22 protein-coding genes and 1 pseudogene are annotated in these 22,184 nt (G+C 48.2%); 14 read left to right on the top strand and 9 right to left on the bottom strand.

The features are described from left to right. Positions 1-21 precede the first annotated feature (21 nt). The 4 genes from MSED_RS02605 to MSED_RS02590 are packed head-to-tail and all read right to left on the bottom strand — an operon-like array spanning position 22 to position 2,838. Positions 22-879 carry a 3-methyl-2-oxobutanoate dehydrogenase subunit beta gene (locus tag MSED_RS02605; protein ID WP_012020473.1) on the bottom strand — a complete coding sequence of 286 codons (858 nt, stop codon included), beginning with the start codon at positions 877-879 and terminating at the stop codon, positions 22-24. Then, positions 876-2,036, bottom strand: coding sequence for a transketolase C-terminal domain-containing protein (locus MSED_RS02600; protein WP_012020472.1), 1,161 nt, complete (start codon positions 2,034-2,036; stop codon positions 876-878). The genes MSED_RS02605 and MSED_RS02600 overlap by 4 nt, the downstream gene beginning before the upstream one ends. Continuing rightward, complete coding sequence (locus MSED_RS02595) at positions 2,037-2,303, bottom strand: 4Fe-4S binding protein (RefSeq protein ID WP_012020471.1); 267 nt, start codon at positions 2,301-2,303, stop codon at positions 2,037-2,039. It abuts the gene before it with no gap. Next, positions 2,296-2,838, bottom strand: a complete 543-nt coding sequence (locus MSED_RS02590) for a 2-oxoacid:acceptor oxidoreductase family protein (protein WP_012020470.1) — start codon at positions 2,836-2,838, stop codon at positions 2,296-2,298. Before MSED_RS02590 ends, MSED_RS02595 begins: the two co-directional genes overlap by 8 nt. 348 nt (positions 2,839-3,186) lie before the next feature. Here MSED_RS02590 and MSED_RS02585 point away from each other — a divergent pair, with 348 nt between their 5' ends. The 8 genes and pseudogenes from MSED_RS02585 (at position 3,187) to MSED_RS02550 (ending at position 13,322) form a co-directional block, all read left to right on the top strand. Then, positions 3,187-3,621, top strand: coding sequence for a hypothetical protein (locus MSED_RS02585; protein ID WP_225938885.1), 435 nt, complete (start codon positions 3,187-3,189; stop codon positions 3,619-3,621). A gap of 40 nt (positions 3,622-3,661) precedes the next feature. Next, positions 3,662-6,019 carry a plasma-membrane proton-efflux P-type ATPase gene (locus MSED_RS02580; RefSeq protein ID WP_012020468.1) on the top strand — a complete coding sequence of 786 codons (2,358 nt, stop codon included), beginning with the start codon at positions 3,662-3,664 and terminating at the stop codon, positions 6,017-6,019. Between the two features lie 73 nt (positions 6,020-6,092). Continuing rightward, the gene (cbsA, locus tag MSED_RS02575) at positions 6,093-7,517 is read left to right on the top strand and encodes a cytochrome b558/566 subunit A (RefSeq protein ID WP_012020467.1); all 1,425 of its coding nucleotides are present in this window, start codon (positions 6,093-6,095) and stop codon (positions 7,515-7,517) included. Beyond that, on the top strand, positions 7,514-8,455 hold the full coding sequence (gene cbsB / locus MSED_RS02570) for a cytochrome b558/566 subunit B (protein WP_012020466.1): 942 nt from the start codon (positions 7,514-7,516) through the stop codon (positions 8,453-8,455). Before cbsA (MSED_RS02575) ends, cbsB begins: the two co-directional genes overlap by 4 nt. Before the next feature lie 275 nt (positions 8,456-8,730). Further along, positions 8,731-10,152 (top strand): annotated as a pseudogene (gene cbsA, locus MSED_RS02565) (cytochrome b558/566 subunit A). Positions 10,153-10,327: 175 nt separating this feature from the next. Next, a complete protein-coding gene (gene soxL2, locus MSED_RS02560; RefSeq protein WP_012020465.1) occupies positions 10,328-11,308 on the top strand; it encodes a Rieske iron-sulfur protein SoxL2 in 981 nt (326 codons plus the stop codon). 45 nt (positions 11,309-11,353) lie between these two features. Continuing rightward, entirely contained in the window at positions 11,354-13,000 is a 1,647-nt protein-coding gene (soxC, locus tag MSED_RS02555) for a proton pump complex cytochrome B SoxC (protein WP_012020464.1), read from the top strand. A 31-nt stretch (positions 13,001-13,031) separates the two neighbouring features. Beyond that, complete coding sequence (locus MSED_RS02550; RefSeq protein WP_012020463.1) at positions 13,032-13,322, top strand: antibiotic biosynthesis monooxygenase family protein; 291 nt, start codon at positions 13,032-13,034, stop codon at positions 13,320-13,322. A 1-nt stretch (position 13,323) separates the two neighbouring features. Here MSED_RS02550 and MSED_RS02545 read toward each other — a convergent pair whose 3' ends face one another. Together MSED_RS02545 and speB are read right to left on the bottom strand one after the other, a co-directional pair. Continuing rightward, positions 13,324-14,061 (bottom strand): 5-formyltetrahydrofolate cyclo-ligase, encoded by a 738-nt coding sequence (locus MSED_RS02545; RefSeq protein WP_012020462.1) that lies wholly within the window; start codon positions 14,059-14,061, stop codon positions 13,324-13,326. Beyond that, positions 14,033-14,965: an agmatinase gene (gene speB, locus MSED_RS02540; protein WP_012020461.1), complete on the bottom strand. Its 933-nt coding sequence runs from the start codon at positions 14,963-14,965 to the stop codon at positions 14,033-14,035. Before speB ends, MSED_RS02545 begins: the two co-directional genes overlap by 29 nt. Positions 14,966-15,091: 126 nt before the next feature. Between speB and MSED_RS02535 the strand changes: the two genes are divergently transcribed. The 4 genes from MSED_RS02535 (at position 15,092) to cpsA (ending at position 18,254) form a co-directional block, all read left to right on the top strand. Further along, a complete protein-coding gene (locus MSED_RS02535) occupies positions 15,092-16,276 on the top strand; it encodes an ATP-binding protein (RefSeq protein WP_144418728.1) in 1,185 nt (394 codons plus the stop codon). Between the two features lie 113 nt (positions 16,277-16,389). Continuing rightward, positions 16,390-16,569 carry a hypothetical protein gene (locus tag MSED_RS12130; RefSeq protein ID WP_144418727.1) on the top strand — a complete coding sequence of 60 codons (180 nt, stop codon included), beginning with the start codon at positions 16,390-16,392 and terminating at the stop codon, positions 16,567-16,569. Then, positions 16,554-16,877, top strand: a complete 324-nt coding sequence (locus MSED_RS02530) for a nucleotidyltransferase domain-containing protein (protein WP_012020459.1) — start codon at positions 16,554-16,556, stop codon at positions 16,875-16,877. Before MSED_RS12130 ends, MSED_RS02530 begins: the two co-directional genes overlap by 16 nt. 201 nt (positions 16,878-17,078) lie before the next feature. Beyond that, a complete protein-coding gene (gene cpsA, locus MSED_RS02525; RefSeq protein WP_012020458.1) occupies positions 17,079-18,254 on the top strand; it encodes a carboxypeptidase CpsA in 1,176 nt (391 codons plus the stop codon). Positions 18,255-18,451: 197 nt separating this feature from the next. Here the strand turns inward: cpsA and MSED_RS02520 are convergent, their stop codons facing one another. Beyond that, positions 18,452-18,976, bottom strand: coding sequence for a TRASH domain-containing protein (locus MSED_RS02520; protein WP_012020457.1), 525 nt, complete (start codon positions 18,974-18,976; stop codon positions 18,452-18,454). A 116-nt stretch (positions 18,977-19,092) separates the two neighbouring features. Between MSED_RS02520 and MSED_RS11930 the strand changes: the two genes are divergently transcribed. Together MSED_RS11930 and MSED_RS02515 are read left to right on the top strand one after the other, a co-directional pair. Beyond that, positions 19,093-19,260 (top strand): YHS domain-containing protein, encoded by a 168-nt coding sequence (locus tag MSED_RS11930; protein WP_012020456.1) that lies wholly within the window; start codon positions 19,093-19,095, stop codon positions 19,258-19,260. After that, positions 19,250-21,484 (top strand): heavy metal translocating P-type ATPase, encoded by a 2,235-nt coding sequence (locus tag MSED_RS02515; protein WP_012020455.1) that lies wholly within the window; start codon positions 19,250-19,252, stop codon positions 21,482-21,484. The genes MSED_RS11930 and MSED_RS02515 overlap by 11 nt, the downstream gene beginning before the upstream one ends. Here the strand turns inward: MSED_RS02515 and MSED_RS02510 are convergent, their stop codons facing one another. Continuing rightward, the gene (locus MSED_RS02510) at positions 21,485-21,820 is read right to left on the bottom strand and encodes a nucleotidyltransferase domain-containing protein (RefSeq protein ID WP_012020454.1); all 336 of its coding nucleotides are present in this window, start codon (positions 21,818-21,820) and stop codon (positions 21,485-21,487) included. After that, positions 21,805-22,182, bottom strand: coding sequence for a HEPN domain-containing protein (locus tag MSED_RS02505; RefSeq protein WP_012020453.1), 378 nt, complete (start codon positions 22,180-22,182; stop codon positions 21,805-21,807). Before MSED_RS02505 ends, MSED_RS02510 begins: the two co-directional genes overlap by 16 nt. Positions 22,183-22,184 lie beyond the last annotated feature (2 nt).

The following is a 22,184-nucleotide window of genomic DNA, read 5'->3' as shown; positions in this document are numbered from 1 at the left end:
GAAATAAAAAGAATAGGTTCATCAGTTTTCCGCCTTTACCAGTTCCTCCCACATCCTATCAACTTCGTCCTGTATCTCCTTTATCTGCTCTTGCGTTAAATTGGCAAATCTTCCCTGTAACTTCAGGTATTCCGTCACGGGTTTCCTCTTTTTCTTGTCAGTTAACGTCTTGCTTATACTCGTTAACCTGAATTTCCCCCTCTCTATCTCGTAAAGCGGCCAGATCCCAGTTTCCACAGCGAGTTTAGCAACCTCCACGGTCAAGCTCGAATCATGTCTCCACCCTGGAGGGCATGGAGAGAGAAGGTGGATATATCTAAACCCTACTATATCCTTCGCCTTTCTAACCTTGGCCTGATAGTCGAAGATATACGCAATGGACGCTGTTGCCACGTAGGGTACTCCGTGTTCTGCAATTAACCGTGGAACCGGCTTCTTCCATTCCCTCTTACCAGAGGGAGTAGTCGTGGTCCACGCACCAAAGGGGGTTAAGCCTGATCTCTGTATTCCAGTGTTCATGTAGGCCTCATTATCGTAACACACGTAGAGGATGTCCTCATTCCTCTCCGCAGCCCCGCTAAGTGAGGCAAAACCAATATCGCCCGTCCCTCCATCTCCCGCCCAGACCACCACTGTGGCCTTCTCTCCCCTGGCCTCCAGGGCAGACTTCACCCCGGAAGCTATTGCCGGAGAGGCAGCGAAGGCACTGTGAACCACTGGCACGCGTGATGGCATTCCCCTGCTATCTCCCATGATTACTGTGGAGCAGGATGCAGGCACCACCAGTACGGTCCTTTCGCCAGTGACCTCTAGGAGGGCATCTAACTCCCTGGGAATGGGACATCCAGGGCAGGCCGCATTACCGCGCATGAGCATCATAGCAGCCACCTCTCCTCCTCCAATCCACCCACGCTTAGATCCTCCAAGGCTTTCTCGATATGCATGGGTCTCACATCCTTTCCTCCCAACCCAGCTATCACGTTATGAATTGGAACATCGAGTCCATATGAGGCAGACTTCACCTCAATGCCCAAAACACCTCCGGAACCATAGGAAACGGCCCTATCTAGGACCATAACTCCCCTCACTTTCCTCACGGCGCTCCTAACCACTTCCCTGGGGAAGGGCCTAAACGCCCTAATCTTCAGAAGACCAGCCCTAATCCCCTTCCCCCTCACCCTATCCACGGCAACCCTTGCGTCACCAGTCCATGCTCCCATGGATATTACCAGGTAGTCCGCATCGTCGCAGAGATAGCACTCCGTAGTCCCATATCTCCTCCCTGTCAACTCCTCAAATCCCCTTCCCACCTCATCTATGACGCCCTTGGCTCTCTCCATAGCTTTCTGAGCCTGATGCCTGAAGAAAATGTAGTCGTCGGGCGTCGCCACAGGTCCTATTCCCACCGGGTCAGTGAAATCCACCAGATTGAATTCCCTTGGAGGGATGAAGGAATCTACCACGTCATCGGGTAACACCTCGACTCTCTCCATGGTATGCGTGAGGATAAAGCCGTCAAACCCCATCATAACTGGGAGGAGAACGTTGCTGTTCTCCGATATCCTGAAGGCCTGAAGTGTCAGGTCGTAGGCCTCCTGGACGTTCTCAGCCATCATTTGAATCCATATGGCATCCCTCTTGCTTACGAAGTCTTGATGATCATCGAGGATGGACCAGGGTGAGGCGATTGCCCTTGTGGCCACAGCTGCCACTATGGGGACCCTCTGACCACCAGCCCAGTATATCATTTCGGTCATGTAGAGTAGACCCTGAGAGGCAGTCGCAGTGAACACCCTCGCTCCCGCCAGTGCAGCCCCGTATATTGAGGCCATGGCTGAGTGCTCGCTCTCTACCCTGATCATTCTGGCCTTTAACTTGCCAGAATCCACGTACTCTGAGAGCTTCTCAAGCATCGTAGTCTGTGGAGTTATTGGGTAAACTGCCAGTACCTGAGGTTTCGCCTGCATAACGGCGTAAGCTACTGCGTGATTTCCCACCATTGCCTTAACCACGTTTTTGGTGGAAGCCTTCTGCATCTACTTCACCTCCTTTATCATCTCGATTGCGGCGGTAGGACATACCTGGGCGCAGACACCACATCCCTTACAATAATCGTAGTCTATCCTGGGATAGAGGTTCTTCTCCAGGTCAATGGTGTTCTCGACGCAGTAAAAGAAGCAGAGTCTACACCTGGTGCACTTGTCGTAGTGTATCACGGGCTTCAGAACCCTCCAGGTTCCGGTTTTTCCTGCGGACCCCAGGGTGGGTCTCGCCAGCGGAATGTCAGCTGGAACCTTAATCAAGGGCCCTCACCTCCCTCGAACCTAGGAGTATCGCCTTGGCGTTAAGCTCCCCAAGCTTCCCTGGGAACTCCTCCATGACAGCCTCCTCCAGCAGCTCAGGGTCAGCTATCCCTGTTACCTTGACTAGTGCCCCGAGCATGGCCGTGTTAACCACACTCCATCCTGCGACAACTAGTCCAAGGCCTCTCGCTATCTCGGTGGCGTTAACATAATATGTATTTTTCCAATACTTCTTAGGGTTATCCGAGTTTATGATGAGAACTCCATTTTCCTTGATGCCCTCCAGGGGGTTAAGTATCTCGAGCAGGGTTGTGTCAAACACCGTCACAACGTCCGGGTTATATACCCTCCTGTGAAGTGGGATTGGTTTGTCCGACACCCTCACCTCACTGCTCACTGGCGCACCTCTCCTCTCCCCTCCAAAGAAGGGGATAGATTGAGCGTATTTTCCCTCTGCTATCACCGCCTTGGTCAATAGCTCTCCAGCCGTGACTACTCCCTGACCTCCTCTGCCCTTTAATGAGATTTCGATCATATGTTAATATTAAACTCTGAAAATAAGGACATGACTTATCATTCATCCCATTCACTCGCATTAACATGGTTAATACACCTTACTAGAACACCTCTTGTAATAAACCGCCTCGTTTTAGAGAATTAACTTAGTTAATCACGTTTTTTAAAATCTATTTACTTTTACCTATGAAAGACTTTTTTCTTAAGGTTAAGAAATAACTTTATTGGGATCATGTGTTACTTAAATATTTCTAAAATTGACCGACCTATTATAGAAAAGAATGTTGTTTTGTTACGTAAAGAAAAATTTGATAAAATTGGTAATGACAAGTTCATCAAGGTTTTATCGGCTCACGAAAGAAGCGAGATGAGCAAGAGCTACTTCTATTTCGTTCTCGAGAAGATGAGGGAATTGGGTCTTATGCAAGAGAACGGAATCGCGTTCAAGGCAGTGATATCCTTTGAACCCAAGGGAGAAAGGATGGAGTTGAAAGAGAAGCTCATGTACGTCACTGAGGATAAGGAGCTGATCCTAATGGACCTGGAAAAAGATGAGTACTCCTGTAGAAGTTGTTCCATCAGATCCATGTGCGTCTCCTACCTGAAACTTGTTGCTAAGGAATCAGGGGCTAAGGTGAGCAAAATGAACCCAAGAGAGGCATGGAGAGAAGTGATGGGTCACATAAGGAAAAACTTAGTTGAGAACGTGTCTTACCTTAAGCTCCCAAGTCATTCCATCTTTGAAGCGAGGAAGAAGGAAGAGAAAGAAGAGGAAATCGAGATATCCTGCTCCAGGTCTTGATTGGAAAGGTACATTAATCACGGTGAGTAAAGGTCCTTCCATGAGCGACAATGAGACACTGGACTCTCTTCTAAAATCCCTAAACACCACTTTGAATGGGCTAACCTCAGAGGAAGCCAAATCCAGGCTTCTCAAGTTTGGACCCAACGAAGTCAAGGAGAAGAAGAGGAGTCCGGTCATTGAATTCCTCCTAAAGTTCTGGGCTCCAGTGCCATGGATGTTGGAAGTAACGGTAGTACTTACCTTTATACTTCAGAAATACCTTGACATGTACATAATTCTCTTTCTCCTAGTTTTTAACTCCGTAATAAGTTTCGTCCAAGAGCACAGGGCAGAGAACGCTGTGGAACTTCTAAAACGAAGACTCCAGGTCATGGCTAAGGTAAAGAGAGACGGGAAGTGGATCTCAATCCAGGCCAAGGAGTTGGTGCCTGGGGATCTAGTTACCATAAGAATTGGAGACATTGTGCCCGCTGACATTAGGATAGTGGAAGGGGAAGTTCTCGTGGATCAGTCAGCCCTGACCGGGGAGTCACAGCCTGTGGAAAGGAAAGTCTTGGACACGGTTTACTCTGGCTCCGTAGTCAAGAGAGGTGAAGCCAAGGGAATAGTGATAAGTACAGGGGAAAGGACCTATTTCGGCAAGACCACTCAACTAGTTCAGGTAGCTAAGGCCAAATCCCATATTCAGGACATAATCATGAAGATCGTGAGATACCTGATAATGATTGACGTTACCCTAGTGGTTGCCCTCACTTTATTCGCACTTTTAGCCGGGATAAGACTTGAGGAAGTTTTACCTTTCTCCTTAGTTGTCCTAATAGCCTCAGTGCCAGTGGCTCTTCCTGCAACTTTCACCATAGCCATGGCCTTGGGCGCCGAGGAGCTTTCGAGAAAGGGAATCTTGGTTACCAGGCTTAACGCTTCTGAGGATGCTGCCAGTATGGATGTCCTTAACCTAGATAAGACTGGAACTCTCACCGAGAACAGGCTTAGGGTTGGCGATCCTGTCCCTTCAAAGGGTTACACTGAAAGAGACGTAATTGTTTATGCCCTTCTAGCATCAGATGAGGCAACACTGGATCCCATAGATGTCGCAGTGGCTGAGTGTTCCAGGGAGAGGGGAGTCACATCATCCTACTCCAGGTTGCACTTTGAGCCTTTTGATCCGTCCAAGAAAAGGACGGAAGCCATAATATCTACACCAGAGGGCGAACTCAGGATTATGAAGGGAGCCCCTCAGGTAATAGAGCAGTTGGCGAGTGTCGATAAGAAATGGTTTGATGAACAGGTAAGTTTACTCTCATCGAAGGGCTTTAGGGTGATCGCTGTGGCTGCTGGGAGGGAAAAACTTGAGGTCGTAGGTCTGCTTCCGCTTTACGATAGACCTAGACCTGACAGTGCGAGGTTCATCCAAGAGATAAAGAATCTAGGTGTGTCCCCTAAGATGGTAACAGGCGACAACTCACTGATAGCTGTCGAGGTAGCTAAGGAAGTGGGTATAGGGGATAGGGTTTGCGATATGAGAGAGGTTAGGGAAGCATCTAAACAGGAAAAGATGAAGTACGTTGAGGAATGTCAGGTATTTGCGGAAGTCTTTCCGGAGGATAAGTACACCATCGTTAAGTCGCTTCAGGATTCTGGGCACGTAGTAGGAATGACTGGGGATGGTGTGAATGATGCGCCAGCGCTAAAACAGGCAGAGGTAGGTATTGCGGTCTACAATTCCACAGACGTTGCCAAGGCATCTGCAAGCATGGTGCTGACGCATGAGGGATTAACCGATATTGTTGAGGCCATTAAGACGGGTAGAAAGATATATCAAAGGATGCTCACCTACACGATGAACAAGATAATAAAGACGCTCCAGGTTGTCCTTTTTCTAACGCTCTCTTTCTTTGTTACAAGGTTCTTCGTGACAACTCCCTTTGATGTAATACTTTTGCTCTTCCTCAACGATTTCGTCACCATGTCAATTGCCACCGACAACGTCACCTATTCCATGAAACCTGAGAGATGGAACGTGGACAAAATTGTCAGGTCCTCTCTGATATTGGCCTTCCTGGTATTGTTGGAATCCTTCTTTGTCCTCTGGTTTTCAATCTATCTAAGGCTGGACGTAAACCAAATACACACAGCGACTTTCGATATGCTTGTCTTTACCGGTCAGTTCACAATTTACCTCCTTCGAACTAGGGGAAGAATTTGGAGCTCCAGGCCAAGTAAACCGCTTCTAATCTCGTCTATTGCAGACATATTATTTGTACTAATGATCTCCTCTCTTGGAATACTGGTCACGCCTATTCCCATCCAGGTAACCTTACTAATTCTCTTAACTGCATTTACTTTCAACTTAATATTTGATCAGATTAAGGTAAGTTTACTAAGATTAACCTAAAGTTGAATTGACCATGAGTCCAATTTCTTAAGTTTATTATACTTCCCGAGACTATTTTTTCGTGGTTGAATTGATGCGCAGGTTAGACAACAGGAAAATCTTGTTAATCCTAGGAGTAGGACTACTGGTCGCCTCACTCATCATGGGTTTTGTCAGCGTCCCCATGGCCCAAACCACTCCCCAGATAGTAGCCTACAAGATCTCGGGTTCAGCTAACCTCAGTGCCCCAGGGACTGAAAGCTTCTGGTCCAAGATTCCTTGGGACAACATCTCGCTCACGGCCAACATACCCCAGGCCCCAACATCCGGTTTAACCCATTACGTCCTGGTGAAGACAGCCTGGAATGGGACTGACCTCATGGTCCTCATGAGCTGGCCAGCCCCAGACCCAGCGTTCGGTGCCTGGTCTGCAGCTGCAGGTGCACTCTATCCTGCTGCCAGTGGTCCAGGTCTATTCAGGCAAATCCTTCTAACTCCAGGAGTTACGTACTCACTGAATAAATCCTTCAGTAATTATTATGCCATTATCAACGGGAAGCAGGAACAAGGGAGGTTAATACTAAATTACTCTGGGATTACCCTACCAACTCCAAACATGACGCAGATTCAGGTCTTACCCAATGGTAGTATTATCCTATATCACTCCCTAAGACCCATGGAGGACCTCCTGTACAACAATGGTATGTTTTATGGTTACTACACAAATAACACTTGGTATTACCCTGACAGGGCTGCAATAATGTGGTACATGGGTAGCGTAATTCCTCCCACAAGTGACTGTATGAACATAGGTGGAAAGGTACCTGGACAGGAGTTTGATGGCTTCACCCTAAAGGATGCAGGTGGTTCACTACAACAGCAGGGAGGTGCAGCCAACATCTGGATGTGGGTCTCCGGCGCCACATGGAACAACAAGACCTACGACCCCGCTTTCGCGGCAAACCTATGGAATAACGAGTCTCTCACTGGCCTACCCTACACGGATCCAGGTAATCAGGGCTTCGCTGTTCCGCTCTACACTAACAACACCAACATGTACGAAGTGGACACGGCAGGCATATGGTACGCTCCCGTGGCCTCCTCAGGCCTCAACGGCTCCCTCTTCTTCGTTAAGACCGGAGCCACTTACTCCAACGGTTTCTGGACCGTGGAGTACGTGAGACCCCTACAGGTACCTCAGGCATATGCCCAGTGGATGCCCAACTTCACTGTGGGCAACACCTACTACGTTGCCTTCGCTGTTTGGCAGGGCAAGCTGGGTGAGACCCTGTTCGACAAGTCCATCACCTCTGGCTTCCTCCAGTTCACCCTCTCCAATTCGGCCCCAACCACAACCACTACAACAACCACTACATCAAACACCACAACCACCACCAACACCACCTCCACCACAAGCACTTCCTCCAGTGTGGGGAACGTTACACTGGATGTTACTGTAGTAGGTGTAATCGTAGCAATCATAGCCCTTCTAGCCCTATACGTGGTGTTTAGAAGATGAGCTCCCTAAGGGATGAATCAATTAAGTTAGTTCTGGTTTTTTTGGCTTTAGCCTCTATTTTTCAATTCATTCTGCAGTTTATCTTCTCGGTTTCCTATCTACCCATTCATATCCCATTCCAGAACGTTCTAACTAGGCTGGGTCAGATCGGCATATATCTGGGGTACCTGTCAATAGGAATTTTCTCTATTCTCTCATGGAAAAAGGTTAAGGCGTTACTACCTCTAGGTATTCTTCTACTGATCTCCCCAGCTTTTACCCTTATCAATAACTACTTCTCATCCCCGCTATGGGTAATGTACGAGGTAATAGTGGCCACACTTGGAATTCTTGGTGTAGTCGAGAGCTTTCTCCAAGCCCCTATTCTTTCCCTAGTAAATCTCCCCACCGCCTTCATGGTGGGTCTGCTGATTGTGGCCGGATTACTCGTGGATATATCCCATGTGGAGCTCTTGCTCAATTACCTTCTAGTATTTGAGGTCTCCCTGGTTAGTTTCCTAGTCTATACCGTGCTCTGGAGTTCCCGCAATCTTAGTCTAAAAAGAGCTTCGATCTCCTACTTGGCATCAATCCCTGCGCTTTTCGTGTTTCTTCCAATCTATTTCCTGGTTTCCAGCAACAGGTTCATGGATATAATAATGAACATGGTAATGCCCTCAGTTTTCGGTATAGTCCTCACGAATCCGTATTCACTACCCTTATTCGTGATATCCCTTGCGGTGGCCATTTATCTATCAGTCACCATAGCGCTTAGCAGGAATCCCTATGCTGGTCTAGGATACTTCATGGTAATAACGACGGTATTTCTAGGGGTGAACGGTTATCATTTAATTCTCTATATGATATACCCGATAATTGGGGTCATCCTAATCAACATGAAAGAAGGAAAGAGCAGGCTATTAGATAGAATTATAAACAAAGCACAAAACAGAACTTAGTTCACTCCTTTACTGCTACTCTTTTTCAACATTCTTTAAGTCTCATTCTCTCATCCCAGTATAGTTGTCTCAATATGAAATAATTATATATGTAGTATATTATTAGCGCATATTATTAACCCTAGACGACATAAAAAATGAGAGAGGTTTAAAGGAGTTATAACTAAAAAATTCTTTAAAACTGTTTTAGGTTTCTAAATTTCGACTAACCTTTCATGAGTCCAATTTCTTAAGTTTATTATACTTCCCGAGACTATTTTTTCGTGGTTGAATTGATGCGCAGGTTAGACAACAGGAAAATCTTGTTAATCCTAGGAGTAGGACTACTGGTCGCCTCACTCATCATGGGTTTTGTCAGCGTCCCCATGGCCCAAACCACTCCCCAGATAGTAGCCTACAAGATCTCGGGTTCAGCTAACCTCAGTGCCCCAGGGACTGAAAGCTTCTGGTCCAAGATTCCTTGGGACAACATCTCGCTCACGGCCAACATACCCCAGGCCCCAACATCCGGTTTAACCCATTACGTCCTGGTGAAGACAGCCTGGAATGGGACTGACCTCATGGTCCTCATGAGCTGGCCAGCCCCAGACCCAGCGTTCGGTGCCTGGTCTGCAGCTGCAGCGGCAAAGTATCCTGCTGCGAGCGGTCCGGGAGTTGAGCAACTTCAGGAGCTAACTCCAGGAACTACGTACTACGTTAACACCTCATACTCGAACTATGTTACCTTCATTAATGGAACTCAAGAAAATGGTCGTCTGATTCTGAACTACTCTGGTATAACGTTGCCTATGCTTAACGGTACTCAAATATGGGTATTACCCAACGGGGTTATCATAACTCCTGACTCGTTGCCGAAGCAGTATCTCTTGTATAACCATGGAATGTTCTACGGCTACTATGTCAATGCAACGCAATATTACCCAGACAGGGCTGCAATAATGTGGTACATGGGTAGCGTAATTCCTCCCACAACTGACTGCATGAACATAGGAGGCGACTATATAGGTGAAACATTAAGCGGATATACGTTCACAACTGCAGGTGGTTCACTACAACAGCAGGGAGGCGCAGCCAACATCTGGATGTGGGTCTCCGGCGCCACATAGAACAACAAGACCTACGACCCCGCTTTCGCGGCAAACCTATGGAATAACGAGTCTCTCACTGGCCTACCCTACACGGATCCAGGTAATCAGGGCTTCGCTGTTCCGCTCTACACTAACAACACCAACATGTACGAAGTGGACACGGCAGGCATATGGTACGCTCCCGTGGCCTCCTCAGGCCTCAACGGCTCCCTCTTCTTCGTTAAGACCGGAGCCACTTACTCCAACGGTTTCTGGACCGTGGAGTACGTGAGACCCCTACAGGTACCTCAGGCATATGCCCAGTGGATGCCCAACTTCACTGTGGGCAACACCTACTACGTTGCCTTCGCTGTTTGGCAGGGCAAGCTGGGTGAGACCCTGTTCGACAAGTCCATCACCTCTGGCTTCCTCCAGTTCACCCTCTCCAATTCGGCCCCAACCACAACCACTACAACAACCACTACAACATCAAACACCACAACCACCACCAACACCACCTCCACCACAACTGTGCCTAATGAGAATGGTGTAGCTCTAGATGCTACTATCATAGGAGCAGTAGTTGCTATCATAGTCTTAGTCTCCTTGTATGTGGTGTTTAGAAGATAGAAACTCTTTTTTAATTTCTCCATATTAAGGAAAAAACTTTCTTTAACGAGTTCCTTCTTGGTGGTTTCTTTTTACGGACCAAACAACCCTTATATATCAATAGTTAAATTGACAAATAGTCCAACGACAAAGTCTTAATATAAATGTGGGAGTATAATAGCGATGTGAAGGCTAAATGCCGTTAAAAATTAGGTTAGGGAACGGCGAGAAGGGTGTCCTGAAGACTTCAGATCTGTATTTCATACAGAAATTACTTAGGACCATGAGGAATCCCAAGACTAGGTTCGATAGCAGGGAGTTTGTAGAGAAAGGCGAGGATTACCTGTTTAACTATGTGGGGAAAAATGTGGGCGGAATTGATGAGGGGAGAAGAAACTTCCTAAAGGGAATAGTCATAGGTGTAGCCGCCGCGACGGTGGTTGGAATAATCCCCGGGCTAAGAGTTCTTGTTCCGCCAGTGGAGCAGGCTACTGGCTTCCCCAAGTCCCTTCTGGTAGATGTGTCAGGGAACCCGTTGAAGGCGTCCTCTATCCCAGTGAACAGCCCCATAATCACTCTATACGAGTATCCTCTAACAGGTGAACCCAACTTCCTCCTCAATCTGGGCGATAAGTCTGGTAATCCGGTCTCCATTGCGCCCGTGGAGGTGTCCGTTCCACAAACTGGGAAGACGTACAAGTTCCCTGGAGGCGTTGGACCAAATAACTCGATCGTATCCTACTCTGCCATATGCCAGCATCTAGGTTGTACGCCTCCGTACATACATTTCTATCCTCCTAACTACGTGGGACCCTCACAGCTCACCGCTCCAGAGCCTAACACGCTGACCGCTCAGGCCTTGCTAGCCGCAAAGCAGGCCAATATCCCAGCATTGATCCATTGTGACTGCCACGGTTCCACGTACGATCCCTATGGGGGAGGTGCTGTATTAACAGGCCCTACGCAAAGACCGTTACCCGCCGTTATCCTTGAGTATGACAGCTCCACAGACTACCTTTACGCGATAGGGGCCATAGGTGTTGCCACTTACCCAGAGGGATCAGACGGCGTACCATCACAAGATCCCACAAAGGATCTGGATACCTCTCAGTACGGCAGTTCGGTGGGAAGTAAGACACAGGTACAAGCTAGCACGAACCCGTTCTCGGGTTCATGAGTTCAACGGTGAGAGTTTAATTGTATGGTCTCATGAGGTGAAACCATGAGTTTAACAAAAAGGGTTTCAAACTGGTTTTCGGAGAGACTAGGATTAAATGACCTACCTTTCTTCAAGACTCCAGACTACATGTATCACGTTAACGAATGGTTAGGCGCGTTGGTCGCTGCATCATTTATCTACACCGTGATATCTGGCCTAATACTTCTGCTATATTATAACGCAGCAGCAGGTTACCAGTCAACTGAGACCATAATCAATCAAGTGCCCTATGGGTCCGTGGTGCTCTATAGTCACCTATATGGCTCCTACGCCATGATTATCCTGGCTTACGTTCACATGTTTAGGAACTATTTCGTGGGAGCATATAAGAAGCCAAGGGAACTCCTGTGGATACTCGGCGTTTTAATGCTCGTCCTCACCCTAGGAGCTTCCTTCCTGGGATATAGCCTTATTGGGGACGCCCTCGCAGTTAGCGCTGTTGACGTTGGTGCCGGAATCATCACCTCAATTCCGCAACTGTCCTTCTTAATACCCATCATCTTCGGGAATTATGACACTGGAGACTACACGAGAGTACTTGCGTTGCACATTATCCTAGTGGCTTTAATAGGTCTACTTTTCGTGTTCCACTTCTTCCTTGCGGAGCAGTATGGAATGATGCCCTCAAGGAAGGTAAAGCCAAAGGCGCCTGCGGTTTACACCAAGGAGGAATGGTCTAAGTTTAATCCATGGTGGCCTAGGAACTTCGTTTACATGAGCTCGCTGATTTTCATGACTTGGGGTTTCATTCTAGCTATCCCGAACGCGCTAGCCTACCTAAACGGACTGCCACAATACTTCGATCCCTTCATGAACCCGAAGCCAGCTCCTCCACCCAACAGCCCTGCTGCAGCGCATATTACAACCTATCCACCGTGGTTCTTCCTGTTCCTCTACAAGATCGCAGACTTCACCAGTGACGTGGTAATATTTCTAATGATAGGTGTAATAATACCACTGGTATACCTCATCATCTTGCCATTCATAGATAGAAGCGACGAACTTCACCCGCTCAAGAGGAAGGTATTCACTGGGATAGGTATCCTCATGATTACGTACCTTATACAAACCTCCCTGTGGGGAGATCTTGCTCCCGGAGTTGAAGTAAGTATTAAGGAACAGGTTATCGCTTATCTCATACCGGCAATTATAGTAGCTCTAGGTTTAACCTTCATTAAGCCAATGGACGTCAAGACGAAACAGGTCAGAGGAATATCACCCCTTACATCTCTACTCTTCGTGGTGGTGGCAATGTTGTTCGCTGGTTCCGTCGTGGAGCTAATCGACTATCCAAGCCTGTTTACCTTTGCGGTCACGCTATTCACGGGCTCGCTATTCTTTATAGGAAGTAAGACCATGGGCAAGGTAGTTCTGAGTAAGGGTTTTCCCAACAATGCTGTACCTGAAGTCAGAACAACCACTGAGACTCCCACCTCCAATGAGACCAAGAGGAAGTTCGCGGAGGTTCTCATGAGCATTCTCTTCATTCTAGTTGTGATAATAGTGGCGCAAATGTGGACTATCCCTCCAACTGGCTATGCCTCAAACCTGTTCGGAGTGGATCTGGGACTGGTATTTCTAATGCTGGGAGAGGTAATCTCTCTCTACCACTACGTGGTCTACAAGAAGCCCGTTGAGAAGGAAGAATAATTTTTTTAGCTTCTTTTCCTTTTTACAAAATATGATAAATGTAGGATTTTATTATAGGGTCAAGAAGGGTCATGAAAAGGAATTTGAGGAAACCTTCTCGAAGGTTCTGGAGTATCTGAAGAAGAACTTCCCGGGTTTCAAGGATGGGAAGTTATACAGGAGCGTATCTGATCCTCAGGAATACCTCATCTATAGTGAATGGGAAAACTTGGAAGTGTTTAGACAATTCGTGTCAAGTCAGGCGTATAGGGACACCACTTCATATGGAAAGACAATCATCGAGGGAAGGCCAACCCATAGGGTCTTACAGCAGGTGGAGTGATCTAGGTTCTGCGAAGAACCTTGTTAAGCCTGCCCGTCTCCTTTAGATATTCCAGGAGGTAAGGGGTGTCTAGGATCTTCTCTGGGGTTAAGTACTCAAGAAGGAGCCCCTGAGGTTTAGGTTTGGATGGAGTCCTAAAGAGTCCTTTTTCCGTTGCAAAAATGTCCACGGGGACATCGAAGGGCTCCAACGGAATACTATCCACAACCTGGATAGAGTGCACCGTGGTGACGACTGGTACCTTTTCATCCACCAAGCCCTGTTCCCTGAGGATGGCATATTCAAGCTCACTGTAACCTTCTCCCTTTCCTACCCTGCCTCCATCCTGCGAAACCGCAACCGAACCCACTACGACTAGATCTATCCTTGGTATGTTCCTAAAGTGAACCCTTTCCCCGAAGGAGGAAAAGTTTGAAATCCTTGAGGCTTCCCTGGGACTCTCCCAGGCCTTTTCAGTCATAAGGAAGAACTCTCCCCTCAACCTTGGGGTGGGGACCAGTAACACCTTCCTCGATCTCAGGACCAGTTCTCTGAGGGGTGCCTGAGGAGAGTCAGGGTTGCACTTGATGACCCTCGCGTTTCTGAACTCTTGGGTCTCTGAAAGAATCCTGGCTGCCTCGGCACTTCCCTTGAAGTTGGGTATTCTCCCCCTCACGGGTCTAGGGAACGAAGCTACGTTCTTCTCCTCCATTAATCTCCAGATTCTCTCCCTAATTTCCCGCTTTACCTCCCTCTCCATGCTTCATCCTCGCCTTCAAGCTCATGGCCTCATATATCAGGTTTGCCCCCAACATGGAGGTTATTTCGCTCACGTCGTAGGGCGGGGAAACCTCAACTACGTCAAACCCCACCAGGTTCAGGTTTAGGGATCTTAGGATCTCCAGTGCCTCAAACGAAGTTAGCCCGCCCACTTCAGGTGTCCCGGTCCCAGGGGCGAAAGCTGGATCCACCACGTCTATGTCAAAGGAGATGTAAGTGGGCCCCTCAAGACCATTAATTTCCCTGATCACCTTCTCCGGGTTAGCCTTCACCTCCCTAATGTTGTAGGAGGTTATGCCAAGTCTTTTGGAGTCCTCTACATCCTCGTGGGAGAAGAGGGAGCCCCTTATCCCAAGCTGTATTACCTCGTTCAGAAGACCCTCCTCGAGGGCCCTCCTGAGCCAGGTTCCGTGGTCGTATTTCTTACCCCAGTGGGAGTCCCAGAAGTCGTAATGCGAGTCCAGGTGAACCAGGTTTACCTTCCCATGAACCCTGTGCACTGCTCTCAGCACTGGTAGGGTGATGGAGTGATCCCCTCCCGCTATGAAGAGGGTCGAGTTCCTCATCCTTCCCACGAGGACCTCCTCAATCCTCTTCATGGTATCCTCAATGTGACCCGGAATCACATCCACGTCTCCCCCATCACAGGCGGAGAGCTCGTCAAGCGGATATACCTTCTGGAAGGGGTTGTAGGGCCTCAACAACCTAGAACCATCCCTTATACCCATGGGACCGAACCTTGCCCCTGGCCTGTAGGTTGTGGCGTCATCGAAGGGAATTCCTATGAAAACTGCCTCGACCCTCTCGTCTCCGCAGAGGGGTAATCGAGCAAAGGTCGAAATCTGAGAAAATCTCGGGGATTTGAGGGCATCTATCTGCCTCATACTTAAGACAGTGTCACAAAACTAAAAATGAATTCATGGTGTTTTCTCCCTTAAACTGGTTTGAAACTCGTACCATTTTCACGATAAATTATATAACCAGGATTATATAACCAGAGCTATATAACCATGGAAATACAAAGAAGGGAACAAAGGGACGTGATGAGCCTCAGGGATTGGACCCTGATATTCGGGCGAAGGAAGGTTGGTAAGTCCTTTCTGATCAGGAAATACCTCAAACACGACCTCTATTTCACGGTAACGAGAGATCTACAGGCCTTCTTCCTTGACGGGGAAATTAGGCCCCTCCAAGATGCCCTCAAGGAGTTGAGCGAGACTCTGAGGCGTGATGGAACCGCGGTAGTGAACGAGTTTCAGAGAATGCCTGAAAGGTACTGGGAAATGTTTGGTCCCCTGAGTCAGAACGGTAAACTCGTGTTGGTAGGTTCGAGTTTCAGAATATCTAGAAGGGTGTTTGATTCCAAGAGTCCGCTTCTCGGTCTAGTAATACCCTACAGGATGGGGCTCATCCATTACGCTGAGACCCTTCATGCAGTGAGGAATCCCCTGCTCGCGGTCCTGTACAAGGATCCATGGGTGATCTCCTTTTTGAGGGACGTAAAGGACTTGCAGGAAAGGGGATACCAGCTCTACATGGTCACCAAGGGGCTTGTGGGGGAAGTCTTTGAGGAAGAGGAGAGGCAGTTAACAACCCTTTATGAGGCCATTCTCATGTCACTTGCAGAGGGGGAGTGGAATACCTCAATAATAGCTGGGAGCCTTGCGGGGAAGGGGATTGATATTACGGCCTCCTCGGTTAGCGGTTACCTTGACGTATTAGCAGGCCTGGGATTGGTGGACAAGGTGGAGATCTTCGGTGCCAGGAGGAGGGCAAGGTGGTATTACAGATTATCGTCTCCAGTTCTGTCCCTCATGTTTTATGCAGAGGCTAAGTATAACGTCTCCGTAACGGAAAGAGTGGGCGAGTTACCTCTGGGTAGGGAGGTTCAGTTCGCAATTGGAGAACTTCTGGCGGAAAAGCATGGAGGCGTTATGGCATACTCGCCTTACGAGGATATAGACGTCGTGATACTCAAGGATGGTAAGCCAGTGATAGGGTATGAGGTGAAGGTGGGGGAAATCGATAGAAGGGAAGCTGAAAGGGCAATCTCCAGGATAAGGAGTTCTGGAATTCCGCGTGTGGGACTGGTGAGCCTCAGGGACAAACCCAAGTTCGAGGTCGAGGAGAGTCTGGGTCCAGAGGAACTTATCAAGGTTGCAGACGAGATATATAGGAGGGTCTTAGGTCAGTAAGGCCTCTAAGATTATTTAGTTGGTTTATAGATGATTTCAAATGGGATCATTGGATACAGCGCTCCTCATGTGTAGAAGATCCCTCTTCTACTTCAAGGTGGCAAAGACAGCTTTTGTCATTGGTAAAGGCCAAGAGGAAGGATCTAAATCAGGTCGAGATTAGTCGCTTTGAAGGACAGTATGCGCCAGTAGAAGTCGATGAAGAGATGTCGCGAGATTGCCTAGACACGCTGGAGAAGGACCTGATTCCCCTTATCAAAAAGGTGTGGGGTGACAAATGGTGTGGGGACTGAGGTATATTGAGTATCTAAGGAAAAACTGGAGCGATATAGCAGAGAGAGTTAAGGAGGTAGCCAAGAGATACGGTAAGGTTCACAGGATAGTAGTGTTTGGGTCAGTAGTAAAGGATAAGATTACAGGTTCAAGCGACCTTGATATAGCAATATTTTACGACGAAAATCTAAGTGATAAGGAGAAATTGAGGAGAACTTTGGAGATACTCAACGAATTAGATGAGGAAGTAGCGATTGACCTAAAAGTAATGAGAAAGGATGAAGTGGAGTTCTTCCTCAAACTTGTGGACAAATACGTTGATCTATGAACTACTTCGCTCTGTGGACGAAGTGTCCCATCTCACGATAGAGTTCTCGCTTTCTTGGATGGAACTAACTGTGCACCAACTAGGGAAGGGCAATATATATGGAGTGTCCTCCTCCACAGGGAGCGTGGAAGCCTCAAACCCCATTCAGAATCTTCATGAGAAGGTAACTCAGCTTTTAACGGGGGTTGTGTATAATATGTTATGGACGCTCAAAGGATTTACAACGAAGCGAGGGAAATAGAGGATAAGGTAATAGAGTTAAGAAGGAAGATACACGAAAATCCAGAACTCTCATACCAGGAGTATGAGACTGCGAAGTTAGTCGCCAACTACCTGAGGTCTCTTGGGATAGACGTCAGGGAAGGGGTAGGGACCGAGACAGGGGTCCTCGGCGTCATCAAGGGAAGGAGAAGCGGAACAGTTGCCCTAAGGGCAGACATGGACGCCCTCCCCGTGACCGAGGAGACAGGTCTACCCTTCGCCTCAAAGAAACCAGGAGTTATGCATGCATGTGGTCACGATGCCCACACTGCCATGCTCCTCGGTGCAGCCACAATACTCTCACGTCACCTTGACGAGATCGGAGAGGTTAGACTCATCTTCCAGCCGGCAGAGGAGGATGGAGGAAGGGGTGGTGCGCTTCCCATGATAGAGGCCGGAGTAATGGAAGGCGTTGACTATGTTTTCGGGTTACATGTGATGTCGGGCTATCCCTCAGGCACCTTGGCAACGCGTGGAGGGGCTATAATGGCCTGTCCCGATTCCTTCAGGGTTGAGGTAGTGGGAAGAGGAGGTCATGGATCTGCTCCTCATGAGACAATTGACCCAGTCTTCATCTCCGCCATGATAGTTAACGCGTTGCAGGGCATAAGGTCGAGGCAGATCAATCCCCTTGAACCCTTTGTCCTTTCCGTGACCAGTATCCATTCTGGTACTAAGGACAACATAATACCTGACAGGGCGGTGATGGAGGGAACAATCAGGACCCTAAACGAGAAGGTGAGAGAGACGGCACTTAAGTCCTTCAGAAACATTGTGAAATCGGTGTGTGAGGCATACGGAGCCGAGTGCTTGGTTCAGTTCAAGGAGGACGCATACCCTGTCACCGTGAACGATCCCGATACCACAAAGAGAGCCATGGAAATACTCAAGGATATTCCTGGGGCAGAGGTGAAGGAAACGCAACCTGTGATGGGTGGAGAGGACTTCTCGCGTTTTCTGCAAAGGGCTAAGGGATCTTTCATCTTCCTCGGAACCAGAAATGAGAAGAAGGGAATAGTCTATCCTAACCATAGCTCTAAGTTCACAGTGGATGAGGATGCCCTAAAGGTTGGGGTAACTGCGTTAGCACTTCTGGCAAGTAAGTTCTCGTCATGACGGTTCACCAGCCACTTGTACTTGATAGAACGAAATGACGGGAGAGGTTATCCAAGATGTGGAGTATCCTAAACGTTCCTGATCGCACGCAATTTCTGAGGAAAAATGAAATTGACCGTAGCTCATTTAACACTCAATAGTGCCATATAATTCCTTAGTTAGAAATTCTTCCTGAATCATACTCCAACCTTACGTACCTATCCCTGATCCAATTCCCCCTTAACCCTTAATTTTTTGATGAGCTGGGTTTGGCAGGTCGCACAGCATGTATAGTACACCTTCTTTCCCCTCTTCACTATGAGAGGTTCTCCCGCTATCTCTCCTCCACAGTAGTCACACTTTAAACTGGATCTCCTAATACTCCTTGAACCAACTTTCTGAACCGCAATGAAGTATCTCTCAGTCTTCAACTTGGATAATACATCTTCAATTTGATCCATGTTGCCCGTGACGGTCACCATGAATTTACCGTCAATAAGTCTGTAGCACTCCGCTCCCTCTGTGCAACTGTCCGCCACTGCAAAAACAGTGAGTTTGCCTTCCTCGTAGAAGTCAACCGTGAACCTTATTCCCTTCTCCCTTAGGGAACGAAGGATCTTTGCCACTGTGGCCCTGCTGACTCCCAGTTCCTTAGCCAGTTTAGTGGAACTTATCCTGGAGTCTGATTTGAGAATGGTTAGCATTCTGTACTCAAGTTCGCTTAATGAATTTACATCTGTCAAGTTAATCCCCCATAGATCACAGTTATAATGTCATTTTGATTCCATTTCATCGTAAACAATAGACAATGAATACAATGTATATTTAAACTTTCAACGAGATACTAACAAGATGAAACATGATGGATCCTGTCTGCGGAATGGAAGTTAAGGAGACCTCGGCCTACAAGACCATGTACAAGGGAAAGATGTACTACTTCTGCAGTCCACACTGTAAGACGGCCTTTGAGAAGGACCCCGAGTCCTATCTCAAGGGTGGCCCAAGGGGAATGCCCCATGGGCACTGAGGAGAAGTCCTCACTTAGACTGAGGAAGGAAGAGGAACTCAAAATCCTGGGAATGCACTGTGCAACATGCGAGGTAACCGTAACCAAGGCGATTTCTGGAGTTAAGGGAGTTCAAGAGGCTAGGGTTAACCTGGCTTCTGGAAATGCTAAAGTTATACTGCAGGGGGGCAGGCTCAAGGAAGTTGTTGACGCTGTCAGGAAGGCTGGATATGACGTTGTCCTTCAGAAATTCACAGCGAAGGTTAGGGTAAGCGAGGAGGAGTCCCACAGGTTAACAGAGATTCTAGAGGGGATGGACGGAGTAGTCTCTGCCAAGATAAATCCCTCCTCAGGGCTAATCATTGTGGAGTACAACCCCGTGACTGCGTCGTCCGACAGGATCAGGGAGGAACTGGAGAGACGCGGTTACAGGATAGAAATCGAGGAGGAGAGACTATCCAGATCAAGCGATTTCAAGGACCTTTTGACTCGCCTAATCGTGGGGGCTCTCATCTCCCCCTTTACGTTGATCAGCATTCCTATTCTCCAATTCATTCTTTCAATTCCTGTGGTCTTCTTTGCGGGAATGAGGTTCCACACTGGTGCCTACAGGGCACTCAGGAATAGGACGACGAACATGGACGTCCTCGTTTCGCTGTCGTCCTTAACGGCGTGGGTTTATAGTCTAGTGTCCCTCCTGTACCTTCACGCGGGATACTTCTTCGACTCGGCCTCCCTCCTGGTAACCTTCATCCTTGCTGGGAAGACCCTCGAGGCATACATCAAGGAAAGGACCAGCAACGATGTTGTTAGTCTCCAGTCAGTGAAGGCCACAAAGGCCAACGGGGAGACAGTGGACTCGAGGAAATTGAGGGTTGGTGACGTGGTCGTGGTAAAGGGAGGGGAGGTGGTTCCAGCAGATGGCATTGTGGATGAGGGAGAGGGATACGTAAACGAGTCCATTTACACGGGAGAACCTCTGCCGGCAAAAAAGAAGAAGGGCGATTCAGTGATAGGGGGATCCACTCTCGTCTCGGGTTTCCTCAAGATTTACGTTACCAGGACTGGGGAGAGAACCTACATATCTCAGGTTATCGAGGCATTGAGGGAGGCAGAGGCCGTGAGGATACCGATACAAGGTTTGGCGGACAGGATATCCGCAGTCTTTGTTCCCACAGTGATTGTGGTAGCCTTAATCTCCTTTGCGGTGTGGTTTTACGCATTACATCAAACCCTAACGTTCTCTATCCTGATCGCGGTTGCGGTTCTGGCATCCGCCTGCCCTTGTGGCTTTGGCTTAGCTACTCCCATGGCTGTCATGGTCGGGATTAGGAAACTCCTAAGGAGAGGGATAGTGGTGAAGAGGGGCGAGAGCCTGGAGAAACTCGGTGACGTTAAGACGTTTGTATTGGACAAAACAGGGACAATTACACGGGGAGAGATCAAGGTGGAGAGATTTCAGGAGTACGTGCCAGGTGCAGTTGAGTTAGCTTCGTCCCTGGAGAGACTTAGTAATCATCCCGTGGGAAGAGCCATAGCTTCGCTCTCTAGTTCATCTCACGGCGTGGAAGGATTCACTGAGATGGATGGCGGAGTTTACGGGAAGGTAGATCAACATGAGGTTCTGGTTGGTAAGCCCGATCTCGTTAAGAGGAACTGTGAAGGTGAGCCTCGCGGAGATGTCAGCGTATGCGTAGACTGGAAAGTGGCGGGAGATTTCTGGCTAAATGACGAAATGAGGGAGGGGGTCAAGGAGGTAGTTGAGGAACTAAAGGGGAGATTCGGGGTAATCATTGCCACAGGGGATTCTAGCGAGTACGCTGATAGGATTGCGTCGGAGCTAAGAGTAGAGCTGAGAAAGGGACTAACCCCTGAGGATAAGGTAGAGCTAGTGAGGCAACTTAAGAGGGAGGGAGGTGTGGCATTTGTAGGAGATGGAGTCAATGACGCCCAAGCCTTGAAGGAGGCAGACGTGGGAATTGCGGTGTCTAGCGGGACGGACCTAGCAAAATACGCCGGAGACGTAGTTATACCTGGGTTGAACGCTTTGCCTTTTCTCATAAGGCAGTCCCACAGGACAGTTAGGAAGATCAAGGAGAACATTGCGTGGTCCCTTACCTACAACGCGGTGTTGGTGCCCATAGCTGCAGGAATGCTTTATCCCATAGTTCTACCACCCGAGTACGCAGCCCTAGGAATGGCCATGAACAGCGTGAGCGTTGCCCTCTGGAGTTTCGTCCAGTAACTAAATCTCAACCCATACATCTATGAACCTCTTATACCAGTTTTCGTATTCCTCCCGTGTAACGACGTGTATCTCAAAGAATTCATTGTTTAGCATTTCCATTATATCTCCCATGGTCTTAGCCTTGGTTCTCAGGTCCTTCCCTAGGACGTCAGAGATTATCAGAACGTCTATGTCGCTATCGGGCCTTGAGTTTCCCCTTGCCACGCTTCCAAACAGTAGAACTCTACCTTGAGGGTCCCTAGAGATCACGAATTCCTTTATCTGCTTCAGGAAGTCGTTAAGCCTAGATAGGGCTTCCTGTCTCTTCTTTGCTAACCTCAGGTAGTCAGACATTGTCCCAGCTCCCTAAACTTGTTAGCAAGGGAGACTGCTCTTTCCGCATCGTCTCTTGAAAAGACAGTTCCAAAGTACCTTCCCTGGGTATACGAGAAATAGATGACGTAGAGGAAGTCCTTATTGTCCCTTCTAAACACGCTGATGTTGCACTTATCCTCATATAGATCCTCGATTCTTTCTAGGAGTGAAAGAATATTGTGGGTCTTCGGGAAATCACCGGCCTTCAGGTAAATGAGATATTTAGCGTATAGTTGAATGAATTGCTCCACGTTGAAGAGGGCTAAGTTATAGTACCCCTTACCTAAACTGTACCTAGCGTTGTCCAGGAATTCCTCAGCCCTGTCCCTCAGAAAGCTCATGT

The organism is Metallosphaera sedula DSM 5348, assembly GCF_000016605.1.
GTDB classification, from domain to species: Archaea; Thermoproteota; Thermoprotei_A; order Sulfolobales; family Sulfolobaceae; genus Metallosphaera; species Metallosphaera sedula.
The sequence above is the reverse complement of the archived record's forward strand: the minus strand, read 5'-3'. Positions and strand labels throughout refer to the sequence as shown.